At 38.2% G+C, this 12714-nt stretch carries 11 protein-coding genes; 10 read left to right on the top strand and 1 reads right to left on the bottom strand.

Annotated elements, in window-relative coordinates:
- Window positions 1-162 precede the first annotated feature (162 nt).
- The 10 genes from dnaB (at window position 163) to PSE60_RS17170 (ending at window position 11239) form a co-directional block, all read left to right on the top strand.
- Window positions 163-1575, top strand: coding sequence for a replicative DNA helicase (dnaB, locus tag PSE60_RS17215; RefSeq protein WP_042848859.1), 1413 nt, complete (start codon window positions 163-165; stop codon window positions 1573-1575).
- Between the two features lie 294 nt (window positions 1576-1869).
- Window positions 1870-2952 carry an alanine racemase gene (alr, locus tag PSE60_RS17210; RefSeq protein WP_272666289.1) on the top strand — a complete coding sequence of 361 codons (1083 nt, stop codon included), beginning with the start codon at window positions 1870-1872 and terminating at the stop codon, window positions 2950-2952.
- A 104-nt stretch (window positions 2953-3056) separates the two neighbouring features.
- Window positions 3057-4253 carry an amino acid aminotransferase gene (locus PSE60_RS17205; protein WP_115166560.1) on the top strand — a complete coding sequence of 399 codons (1197 nt, stop codon included), beginning with the start codon at window positions 3057-3059 and terminating at the stop codon, window positions 4251-4253.
- Window positions 4254-4679: 426 nt separating this feature from the next.
- Entirely contained in the window at window positions 4680-5240 is a 561-nt protein-coding gene (locus PSE60_RS17200; protein WP_210835830.1) for a fimbrial protein, read from the top strand.
- 93 nt (window positions 5241-5333) lie between these two features.
- Window positions 5334-6047: a fimbrial biogenesis chaperone gene (locus PSE60_RS17195; RefSeq protein WP_272666227.1), complete on the top strand. Its 714-nt coding sequence runs from the start codon at window positions 5334-5336 to the stop codon at window positions 6045-6047.
- On the top strand, window positions 6022-6600 hold the full coding sequence (locus PSE60_RS17190) for a fimbrial protein (protein ID WP_272666226.1): 579 nt from the start codon (window positions 6022-6024) through the stop codon (window positions 6598-6600). The genes PSE60_RS17195 and PSE60_RS17190 overlap by 26 nt, the downstream gene beginning before the upstream one ends.
- Window positions 6601-6608: 8 nt before the next feature.
- Window positions 6609-7142 (top strand): fimbrial protein, encoded by a 534-nt coding sequence (locus PSE60_RS17185; protein ID WP_210835824.1) that lies wholly within the window; start codon window positions 6609-6611, stop codon window positions 7140-7142.
- Between the two features lie 10 nt (window positions 7143-7152).
- A complete protein-coding gene (locus tag PSE60_RS17180; RefSeq protein WP_210835822.1) occupies window positions 7153-7857 on the top strand; it encodes a fimbrial biogenesis chaperone in 705 nt (234 codons plus the stop codon).
- Between the two features lies 1 nt (window position 7858).
- Window positions 7859-8611, top strand: a complete 753-nt coding sequence (locus tag PSE60_RS17175; protein WP_247605251.1) for a fimbrial biogenesis chaperone — start codon at window positions 7859-7861, stop codon at window positions 8609-8611.
- A 66-nt stretch (window positions 8612-8677) separates the two neighbouring features.
- Window positions 8678-11239 (top strand): fimbria/pilus outer membrane usher protein, encoded by a 2562-nt coding sequence (locus PSE60_RS17170; protein ID WP_210835833.1) that lies wholly within the window; start codon window positions 8678-8680, stop codon window positions 11237-11239.
- Between the two features lie 68 nt (window positions 11240-11307).
- Here the strand turns inward: PSE60_RS17170 and PSE60_RS17165 are convergent, their stop codons facing one another.
- Window positions 11308-12507: a hypothetical protein gene (locus tag PSE60_RS17165; RefSeq protein ID WP_272666225.1), complete on the bottom strand. Its 1200-nt coding sequence runs from the start codon at window positions 12505-12507 to the stop codon at window positions 11308-11310.
- Window positions 12508-12714 lie beyond the last annotated feature (207 nt).

Below are 12714 nucleotides of genomic sequence, written 5' to 3'. Positions count from 1 at the left end.
TCATAACGCCATGTTTCAATCAGAAGAATTATTGGTTTGTGCTTTGTATTGTTTATTTTGATTGGTATCTTGCAAAGGAAAGACGTAAAGAAAACCACAACTCAAAGCAGATTGGCGTATACTACGGCTCTCTTGGTTAATTATAGACTTGGATATTAATGTATGGCTAAAAAACCCTCATCGAATTTTAAAACTGACGCCCCTCGAGACCATCAAATGGAAGGGTTGAAACTTCCACCTCATTCTCTCGAAGCGGAGCAGTCTGTTTTAGGGGGGTTAATGTTGGATAATGAGCGTTGGGATACAGTCTCAGAGCGTGTTACCCATGCTGACTTTTTTAGCCGCCCCCACCGTACTATTTTTGCACAAATGCAGATCCTGCTTGAGCAGGGTAAGCCCATTGACTTAATCACCTTGTCAGAATCCCTTGAACAACAAGGTGAGCTGGATAGCGTTGGGGGCTTTGCTTACTTAGCCGAGTTATCGAAAAACACTCCAAGTGCGGCGAATATTAATGCTTATGCTGACATCGTCCGCGAACGTGCCATTGTGCGTGATATGATCTCTGTCGCTAATGATATTGCGGATGCTGGGTATGATCCTCAGGGGCGTAGTAGTGAAGATCTTCTCGATTTTGCCGAAACCAAAGTTTTCCAAATTGCAGAATCTCGTGCGAATAAAGACGAAGGGCCGAAAGGCATCGAAGCCATTTTGTCGGAAACCGTTGAGAAAATTGAGCAACTTTACCAACAACCGCACGACGGTGTTACTGGGGTTTCAACAGGTTATCAAGATCTCGATAAAAAAACAGCAGGCTTACAAGGCTCTGATTTAATTATTGTCGCTGCACGTCCGTCGATGGGGAAAACCACCTTTGCGATGAACTTGTGTGAAAATGCAGCAATGACGGAAGAAAAACCGGTACTGATCTTCAGCTTGGAGATGCCCGGCAACCAAATTATGATGCGTATGTTGGCATCATTATCCCGCGTTGACCAAACTCGCATTCGTACTGGGCAGCTCGATGATGAGGATTGGGCTCGAATATCAAGCACGATGGGTATTTTGATGGAAAAGCGCAACATGTACATCGATGACTCTTCGGGCCTGACTCCTACAGAGGTGCGTTCACGTGCGCGTCGTATTTATCGTGAGCATGGTGGTTTAAGTTTGATCATGATTGACTACCTCCAATTGATGCGAGTTCCTGCTCTTTCTGATAACCGAACGTTAGAAATTGCTGAAATTTCACGCTCACTCAAAGCATTAGCAAAAGAGCTTAATGTTCCCGTAGTGGCGTTGTCACAGTTAAACCGTAGTCTTGAGCAGCGTGCAGATAAACGCCCTGTTAACTCGGACTTGCGTGAATCAGGGTCTATCGAGCAGGATGCGGACTTAATCATGTTTATCTACCGTGATGAAGTTTATCACGATAACAGTGAACTCAAAGGCGTTGCGGAAATCATTCTCGGTAAGCAACGTAACGGGCCGATTGGTACGGTGCGGTTGACGTTTAATGGGCAGTGGTCTCGGTTTGATAATTACGCGGGGCCTGCGTATAACGACGAAGACTAAATACTCGTCATATTTTACACTGTCGCGGTGTTGGCTACACTCAACTACGCGAGCCACATACTTATGTATGCTCCCCGCGATATCTTCGCTTGCCGCCTAGCGACACTGCAAACTATTTAGAGTATTGACGTTAGAGTATTAAAGCGAAACTACCTTAAATGATTTTTTTCTTTATAAAGAAACAAGATCGAATGGAAATTGATATTTTTTAGCGTATAACAAATAGAGAACATATTGAGCTGCCAAATGGCAGCTCAATTTTTAGCGGGTTTAGAGAAAAAGAACGAGGAAACAATGAAAGCGGCAACCGCATTGATAAACCGCCGCGCTCTGCGACACAACTTGCAACGGGTGAAAGAAATTGCACCAAATAGCCGAATGATTGCAGTTGTCAAAGCAAACGCTTATGGTCATGGATTAGTAGGGGTTGGTCAGGCAGTAGAAGAGCTGGTGGATGGCTTTGGTGTGGCAAGACTCAATGAGGCGCTACTTTTACGACAGCACGGCGTGATAAAACCGATTGTTTTACTGGAGGGTTTTTTTGAGCAGTCTGACTTGCTGTTGATGGCAGAGCACCAGATTGACACCGTGATCCATTGTATTGAACAGCTTGAAATGCTAGAAGCGACTAAATTACCTTATCCTCTTAAAGTTTGGATGAAACTGGATACAGGCATGCACCGCCTTGGTGTACTGCCGAAAGATGCCGAAGACTTTTATCAACGTTTACAACGCTGCCAACAAGTTCAGCTTCCTATTAATATTGTTAGTCATTTTTGCCAAGCAGATGCACCTCATTTACCGACAACTGAAAAACAAATTACTTGTTTTAAACAGTTTATTGCGGGTAAAGAGGGAGAAAAATCCATTGCCGCCTCCGCCGGAATTTTACTGTGGCCAGAAGCTCACTATGACTGGGTTCGCCCAGGGATCATGATGTATGGTGCATCCCCACAAGAAGGGAAAAGTGCAAAAGACTTCGGTTTACTTCCTGTGATGACATTAAAATCAACATTAATTGCAATTAGGGAACATTCGGCTGGGCAATGTGTGGGTTACGGTGAAACATGGTGCAGTGACAAAAACACACTGCTTGGTGTTGTTGCTATCGGTTATGGGGATGGTTATCCGCGTAACGTACCTTCAGGCACACCTGTGTTAATTAATGGGCGAAAAGTACCTATTGTTGGGCGAATTTCCATGGATATGACCGTGGTGGATTTGGGATTAAATGCCGAAGATAAAGTGGGAGATGACGTTATTTTATGGGGAAATCAACTGCCAGTTGAAGAAATTGCCATACAAACAGGCATTATAAACTATGAGTTACTGACGAAGTTAACCTCTAGAGTTGCAATGGAATATGTAGACGAATAGTCAGCAAAGGGTTATTTTCAGATAACAACGTAAAAAAATGGTGCTAAATATGGCAAATCATCGCTTGGTTTATTTAGCGTAAAACAATGATTAGGAGATGTCCTGTGTTCGAACATGTTGATGCTTATCCGGGCGACCCAATTTTGTCGTTAATGGATGAATTTAATAAAGACACTCGTGAAAATAAAATTAATTTGAGTATCGGTCTTTACTATGATGGTGAAGGAAAAACCCCTGAACTGGCGACAGTCGGTACAGCAAAAGCGGCTTTAAATAAACTGCCAGCAAGCGCATCACTGTATTTGCCTATGGAAGGTTTGAAAGATTACCGTACTGAATTACAAAAATTAGTCTTTGGTGAGGATTGCCCGCTAATTGCACAGGAACGTATCGCTACTGTCCAAACGATTGGTGGTTCTGGTGCGTTAAAAATTGGTGCTGATTTTTTACATCAATATTATCCCGATTCCGAAGTGTGGTGCAGTGACCCAACTTGGGAAAACCATGCCTCTATTTTTTCAGGCGCGGGGACAAAAGTGCATTACTACCCATATTTTGATGAAAAAACCAAAGGTGTTAAATTTGATGAAATGCTAGCAACATTCAAAAAATTGCCAGCAAATAGCATCATCCTAATGCACCCGTGTTGTCATAACCCAACAGGCTCCGACCTGACTCCTGCACAATGGGATGAAGTCACTAAGGTGGCATTAGAACACAAACTGATCCCATTTTTAGACATTGCTTATCAAGGTTTTGCAGAAGGCATTAATGAAGATGCTTATGCTATCCGAGCGATGGTTAAAGCGGGTTTACCCGTGTTTGTTAGTAATTCATTTTCTAAAATCTTTGGTATCTACGGCGAACGCGCAGGTGGCCTGTCGGTGATCTGTGAAAACCAAGATGAACGTGACCGTGTGTTAGGTCAGCTAAAAGCGGGTGTTCGCCGTTTATATTCTAGCCCACCATCTAATGGCGCAAAAATTGTTGCTGCGGTATTAACCAATAGCGCTGAAAAAGCCAAATGGCTAGCGGAAGTGGAAGAGATGCGCTTACGTATTTTAGACATGCGTACGGTACTGGTTAATGAGCTGAAAAAGGCACTACCAAACCAAAATTTCGACCACTTATTAAAGCAACGCGGTATGTTCAGCTACACGGGTTTTTCTAAAGAGCAAGTGGCTCGCCTGAAAGACGAGTTTGCGGTTTACTTGGTTGGAACTGGCCGTGTTTGTATGGCAGGTGTTAATCGCCATAATGTTAAACGTATTGTGGAAGCATTTGCCGCCGTTAGCCAATAATTATTTACTCCCCAAAAGAGTTGTTAAAAAACGTAGGCTTAGCCTGCGTTTTTTTATTTCTTTATATCCCATAGTTAATGATATTAGCCATTCTCAAATAAAAACAATGCGACTACAGATTAATAGTATTTAAGTATATTTTCATGAAATGTGAACAAATATTTCAATGTTAAATTATTAAATAATTGATTTTTATGGCTTATTTTTGTTTTGTTCTTTATTTATTTTTAAAATTATTCACACTTAATCTGAGTTATCTTACACATTTAATGTTTATTTCTAAAAACAATATTCGTATTATTCTCTCATCGAAACAAGATATATAATCTGCTTTATTAATTAAAACCAGTCTTTATTTTTAATTAATGAATGTAAAAAAGAATTTAAAACTTTTAAAACTTAAACTTTAATATGAGAGACACACACATGACTTTATTAAATAAAATTGCTCCAGCATTTATCATTGCATCAACATTATCTATGCCAGCTGCATTTGCTGAAAATCAAGCAGCAACAATTACATTTGAAGCCTTAGTACGTGCAGCAAGCTGTAATGTGTCATCAACAACAGAAGGTTCAATGGTTAACTGGGGAGTATTTACGACTCAAGAATTAGCAAGCGCAACTAAAGGGAATGCGATTGGCGAAACTAAAAATTTCCATTTAACATTAACTGAGTGCTCAGCAGCAGACGCTGGTGATTCAACTGTCTTTGTTCATGCATCAGGTGCTGCTTCACCATTTAATCCATCATTATTTGCTAACTCTGCGGCGAAATCTCTGGCAGTTGAATTAAAAGCAATCGATGCTGATAATAAAGCACAAGATATTTTACCAAATAAAGAAACCCAGATGACTATTGAAGATACGATTGCTAAAGATGGTTTTGCTAATATTCCGATGCAAGCACGACTCATTATGGTTAATCAAGCAACTGTAGGTGATAGCTTGAAAGTACCTGTAACTTTCACTGTATCCTATAATTAAAAGTACAGGTTAAAAAATATTAATATTATGCTACATTAGCAATAGAAATATTTTCAGAGTCCCTTTGGGGACTTTGAACATTAAGGTAACAATATGAAATTTGAAATGTTTCACACCACCAAAATATTTAGTTTTAGTTCATTGTTATTGTTAGCTTCAACATTTTCTTTTGCTGATGGTGTCAGCTTAGATGCGACTCGTATTGTTTATCCTCAAGGGGATAAAAGTGTATCGATATCTATAAAAAATAGTCATTCACAAGTTTCATATTTAACGCGAACTTTTATTACCTCAACGAATAATGATCGTAATGTACCATTTGAGACAACGCCGCCTGTATTTAAGATAGCGCCCAAGTCTCAACAAGAAGTGAGAATTTTAGAAAAGAGCAATAATTTACCGAGTGATAGAGAATCACTATTCTTTTTTCATGCCACAATGATTGCAGGTCAATCTGAAAAGGTAGATGGTGATGGTTTAAATATTGGTTATGATCATGTTATTAAAGTATTTTATCGACCCAAAAATTTGAAATTAACCTCAGAAGAAGCACAGAAAAAACTGTCATTTCAAAGTCAGGGTAACCAATTGAAAGTGACGAATGACTCTCCTTACTATATTAATCTTGCCCAAATAAATATTAATAAACAAAAAATCAGTATGAGTATGGAAAAAGGAAATACAACAATTGCTCCCTATTCATCATTAACTTACCCAATTTCATCCAATATGCAGAAAGGAACAATTACTTGGCGTGCTATCACTGATTTAGGTGGAACGAATGAGTTTAAAGCGCAGCTTCCTTAAATTCCTAGCTTGCTGTGCTGTTATCTTTTCTCTGAGTACAGCATATCATTCAGCGTATTCGCTTACGGAACAAGATGCGAATGTTGACTTGATTGTTAAAGGTCATGTATCAAAAGGTACGTGCGGTTTTACCTTTAGCCATAAAGTGGTTAATTTCTCTCGAGTGCTGACAGTAAAAGATATTAATAATATAGATAATACAAGACTTGTAGAGCCTTTTTCAGTGGAATACCAGTGCCAAGACTATAATAATGAAATATTGCCTGACTTACAGGTAACAATGGCAGCAGATAGTCAGTCTCAAATTATAGAGGGTAAACTGTCACCAAAGAATAATATGACGAATGCAGCCTTTACTTTCTTGCAATGTGATAGTTTGAAAAAAAATTGCACAACAATTAATTTTACTAACCATGAAAGCATTCTTGATTTTCCAATTCAAAATGGAGATAACGAAAAACATTTTGAAGCTAAAGTGGTTAAATTAGACGATTCAGCGATAAAACCAGGAAAACTCAGTGCGGCTATTGTTTTTACGTTCTTACAGCCATGAGGAGAATAATGAAATTAATATTTAGCTTTATTTTATTTAGTTTGTTGTTTATCTCACCTTTCGCATTATCAAATAATAATGCAGAGTTTACTTTTAATGTGAAAGTTATTGCTCAAATGTGCAAAATATCAGTAACTGGCACGTCGACTAATGAAGTTGATTTTGGTAACTTAACATTCTCCGATATCCAAGCAAATAAAGTTCAGCCCATTCCGATTAAAATTTCTCTATCAGATTGTTTAACCAAAAACTTCACTAACTCTTCGGTGAAAATATCACCAAAAAACTATCTTGACACGATTACTTTCATTGATGATCCAACCAAAGGTTTTGGGATTAGTTTTTCTGAGAATGACAATGTTGCAAGTTCAGCGAACATCAGTGATTTTATGGAAAAAGAATCGAATGTCTGGACTCAAATTGATGCAAATAAGTTGGATAAAACACTCTATACATACGTGAGATGTGCATCGGGAACACCTTGTGATCCGCAAGTCGGGAACTTTCAATCCACGATTACATTTTCTTTTATTGTGGATTAACTGAGGCGATATGAAGCAATTAATTACATTGTTATTTTTGGCATTTTCATTAAGCTTGACTGCTCAGGCCGATGGAATTCGATTAGACCAAACCAGAGTCATTATAAATAGTGACAGTGCTAGCCAAGTTTTTAGTATTTTGAATGATGATAATTCACCATACTTAATTCAAACAGCGGTTACCGATAAGCTGGAAGGAAAAAAGTCACCTTTTTTCATTGTAACGCCGCCATTATTTAGATTAGATGCAAAAAGTAAATTTAGTGCAAAAATATTAGTTAATAATAAGAAAGAGTTACCAACCGATAAAGAATCACTTTTTTATCTTTATACTCGTGCTATTCCTGCCACACAACAGCCAAACGAGCAGGAAAGTAATGCTAAACTTACCTTTGTGACCAATATCATCATTAAGGTCTTATATCGTCCAAATCATTTAGCGGTACCAAACACTAATATATTTGAGCAAGTGACGTTAATCCCAAAAGGGACTGAATGGCAATTTAATAATCCAACACCTTATTATCTCACTGTTGTGAACATAAAAATAAACCAACAAACTTATAAAAAAAACCTGACGTTACCCCCATTTAACCAAACAACTATTGATGGTGTTAATGGTAAAATCACGACAGCAAGCTGGCAAATGATCAATGATTTTGGTGGGTTATCTGATTTTTTTCATTATCCCTTAGCCCCTTCATCGGTAAAATAACATGGGACTACATTTTAATCTGTTAAGGTTACTGAGAGTTTTAGTACTGATTATCGGGGCGCTAACTTATTTTTCAGTTAAAGCGGACTCTGATAACCTAAAATTTTCATTACAACGGCTCACTTATGTGACGGGAGAAAAAAGCGTTTCAGTTAGCTTGCGTAATGTAAGTACCCATGCTTACTTAATTCAAGCGAATATGCAGTGGCTTGATGAAAGAACAGGTATTAATATTCTCAATAAAAGTGAAAGAATTCCTTTTACTGTTACACCTCCCCTGCATAAATTAAATGGTGGTGAGTATTATAGTTGGCGGATTATGTTTACTGGGCAAACGCAAAATTTACCATCAGATAGGGAAAGCGTTTTCCTTGTTCAGCTAAAAGCTATTCCTTCGACAGAACGTCAAATTGAGCAATCACTACAGTTTACGGTTACGCGTTCTTTATTGTTTAAAGTGTATTATCGACCAGTGGAATTAAAAGAAATAACGTTAGAACAGGTGGCGGAAAATCTGTCCTTTCAACGTGAAAAGAATGCATTGGTAGTTAAAAATAACAGCCCTATTTATGCCACTTTTGATAACCTTTCAATAAATGGGCATACATTTAGTGAAGAGGTGCTTTTTTTATCAGTTCCGCCTTTTTCAGAGCAGCGGTTTTATTATGATAACCTACCATCAGGTTCTGTTTCGTGGGCAATTTTAGATGAATACTTATTACCAACAAAACAAAAAGTAAGCTTAATAAAATAATTATTAGAATTTTTTACTGTTATTTTGTCTATGACTCAGCAGAACAGCACAGGCGATGAACTTATCATGAAGTTACCTTATTTTAAAATTGGCTTACTGCCTTCATTAGTTTTATTGCCTTTTATGAGTCAAGGTGATGAATATTTTGATCCGAATTTACTCAATGAACAGCTTGGTATTGATGCCAGTGATATCAACCTAAGCCAGTTTACAAAAAATAACAGCACCCCTACAGGGGAATATACTTTGCAGGTTTTCGTTAACCAGCAACCTAAAGGTGAACATCGCCTTAACTTTATTATTAATAAGCATGATGTTGTAGTCCCCGAACTAACGATTGAATTGTTGTCTTCTCTCGGTGTGAAAATTGATGCTATTTCTAAATTACGAGGGTTGCCTAAAGATTATATTATTACGGAACTACCTGATTTTATTGAAGATGCAAGTGTCGATACACATTTATCAACACTAAGTGTCAATATCAGTATTCCACAAATTGCGATGGATAATACCGCAGAAGGCTATATTCCCAATGAACTTCTTGATGATGGTATTACGGCATTAAAAACAAATTATATGATAACAGGTAACCATTCAACGAATGAGCAGTTTTCATCAGGAAAGCAAAAGAACGATAATTTATTTATTAATCTAAATAATGGTTTTAACGTTGGTGCATGGCGACTTCGTTCAAATTTTTCTCATACCGTTAATCGTCAGTATGGTAATGGTACTCGCCATAATCAAACGAGAAGCCACTTTTCAAATACAGCGGTCTCTCGAAATTTGTATAGCATGCGTTCTGAATTATTGGTTGGTGAAAGCAGTACTCGTGGTGAGCTATTTAACTCGATCCCTTTTAAAGGGGTTCAATTAAGCTCTAACGATCAAATGCTGCCAAGTAGTCTCCGTGGTTTTGCTCCTGATATCAAAGGGATTGCTCAATCAAATGCCCAAATTACCGTACGTCAAAATGGTTATGTTATTTATCAAACCTACGTATCTCCTGGGCCTTTTAGTATCCAAGACCTTGCAACAGGTAGTAATTCGGGGGCATTAGATGTCACCGTAAAGGAAGAAGATGGTTCTGAGCGGACATTTACGGTGGCCTTTTCGTCTTTGCCGATTATGCAGCGCCCTGGCGGATGGCAATATGAACTCACAACAGGTCGCTATGATGGTGGTGTAACTGTTGGGTCAAAAGAGTCTGATTTTCTTCTGGCTAGTGGTATCTATGGCTTGCCAAATGATATTACGATTTATGGGGGAGTGATTGCAGCACAAGACTATTGGTCAGGTGTTTCTGGGATTGGGTTTTCAATGGGAGATATCGGTGCTATTTCTGCTGATATTACCCATGCTCAGGCAACGTTAGATCAACAAACTCACCAAGCACAGGCCTATCGTGTGCGCTACGCAAAAAATATTGTAGCCACGAATACCTCAATTGATTTATCTGGAACACATTATACCTCGAAAGATTATTATACTTTCAATAATTTTAATAATTATAACTATCGATATGTTGATGATGTTGCACCTTGGACGGGGATACAGGAACGTCGACAATATTCGGCCTCAATCTCGCAACCGCTGGGAAACTATGGCAACCTATATTTTTCTGGAAGTCGTAATGAATATTGGAATGATGAACAGAATGTCACTCAAGTTTCAGCGGGTTACAATACCAGTATTAAAGGGGTCTCATACGGTATCAATTACAGCATTGATAGAACTAAAAATAGCGAGCAATGGCCAGAAAATCGCCAAATAAGTTTTAACCTCAGTATCCCTTTTAGTTTATTTTCGAATTCACCAGCGGCCCGTAACATTAGCAGCACTTACTCTATTAGCCACGATAATAACGGTAAAACAATTCAGCAAGCAGGTGTTAGTGGGAGCTTATTAGATTCAAAACTGACTTATGGCGTTTCACAAAGCTGGGGTAACCAAAACCAACGTAGTTCAGGCAGCCTTTACACTAACTATGCAGGCTCAAAAGGAACCGTTTCTGCAGGGTATAATTATTCAAATAGTTATAATTCTGTAAATGCGGGAATTAATGGCGGAATGGTCATTTATTCGGGAGGGTTATTATTTGGTCGTAGTATGAGTGATAGCTTTGCTATTGTCGAAGCTGAAGGTGCTGAAGGAACCCATCTAGCGATAGGGAGTACGCAAATCAATGCTCAAGGCCAGGCAATTTATCCTTATCTCTCTGAATATTCAAAAAATAGTGTCGGTTTAGATGTCAACTCTCTTCCTGATGATGTGACACTAACACAAACATCGAAAAATATTTATCCAACCTCAGGCGCTATTGTTAAAGTGAAATTTGATACCCGTATAGGTTATCAGGCTATTATTCAACTAAATGATGATAATGGGATCATTCCATTTGGAGCAGTTGCCACATTAGTGGATGATTCTGTAACAGAGGAAAATACAGGGTTAGTCGGGGATGACGGCCAATTGTATATGAGTGGATTGCCAAACTCGGGAGTGTTGCGCATTCAATGGGGAATGCAAAATAAACAATCATGCGATGTGCATTTCAGTGATTTGCAAAATATAACGCCAACCCCAGATAATCCCATCAGGACACTTTCTCTAAATTGTGTTCGTTAATATAAAAAATAAAAAGACGTGCATTAACATTAGCACGTCTTCTCATCTATTTAGTCACGTCATGAAAACTAACTTTTAATAAAAAATTCTAGATCTGCTTTACCTTGATACTCCCCACTTGGTACCTCCGGTGTTCTACACAATGCCCAAGAAATATCAAACAACATCGCTTTTTGGGTGTTTTTTACACCAAGATCGACTTCCTCACCGTGGAAACTCATTAATTGTGAATTGGTGGAATCATTACAGTTTAAGGATGCAGATTTCCCTGATTCATAAATGCGACCAATAACCCAAGGTAAAACCTCTGACTTAACGGTGGTATCAACAGGTTTTAAGAGTAATTTTTTGGGATTACTTGCATCAAAATCGGTGTCTTTTGCTTTTGCTATCATTCTGACACTGTCCTGTTTACTACCATTACAGGTTATTGTGAGTGAAGATTTATGTAATGATTGCATTTCATCTGAGAAAGAGTGTTTAATTTGGCTGTTAGTGAGATTACTGACTTCGCAATAGCGCAATATAGTAATATCCGCATCAATATTTAAGCGGATGGCGCTTTTTGCTGCATTAATATATCCACTGGTCATAAAATACAATGGAACTTTATTACTGTATTGCATCTTACCTGAAGGTAAATTGCTATCAACATACAGTAATTGGGGACGTGAAACAGATAATGTTAGGTTTTTATGACCACCTTTAGGGACAGAGTTATAGCTGTCTGATGGATGAAAACAGGCACCAGTGACCCCAGGTTTCGGGATATGGCTGAGTTTCGAGCTATTATCTCGGGTAAAAAAGGTACCATGGTATGCAGGTTCTAACCGGTTAGAATATTTACTAATAATTAAATCATAATCGAGTTGCGGAACCACATATGCATTTACTCCCCCTTCATTATTGACGAGTGGGGCACCATAAGTATTAGCAATCATATAAGGAATTTTAGCAAAGCCGGATAAGTCACATTGTGATTGGTTATTACTGATACCTAACAAGGGGATGGTTTCTAGCCAGTATTTTTTTTCTACATTATCAAAAATAGGTTCGGCATCTAAGACGGTATCTCCAGTTAACGTTCCTTGCACTTCTTGTGCGAACCGATCTGATAAAGTTAGATCAATGACGCCATGTAATTTTAGTGTCGCGGTACCAACAACGGCTGACTCAGATGAAAGAGATACCCCTAACATACCAACAAATAACATAGCGATGAGGCTCGATCGCGTATAAGTGTTTTTTTTATGTATGTTTGTGTTCATCGCTATTGTCATATCCTGACCACATAAAAGAAAAGGAGACTTAGTACTTCATAGATACTAATCTACAATGAAAGAAGTATTTCGTATAATATACGTTGTTTTAATTTCTTCGTCATAGAAATTGCTAAGATAAATAGAATGTCGAGGTTTCGGCGATAATTTGCTCGTTATTGCTGCGAAACTTGAGTGAATATCGATAAAGTAAAG

Source organism: Providencia sp. PROV174, from assembly GCF_028480685.1.
Taxonomy (GTDB): domain Bacteria; phylum Pseudomonadota; class Gammaproteobacteria; order Enterobacterales; family Enterobacteriaceae; genus Providencia; species Providencia rettgeri.
Note: the sequence above shows the minus strand (reverse complement) of the source record. Positions and strands in the feature narration are given on the sequence as shown.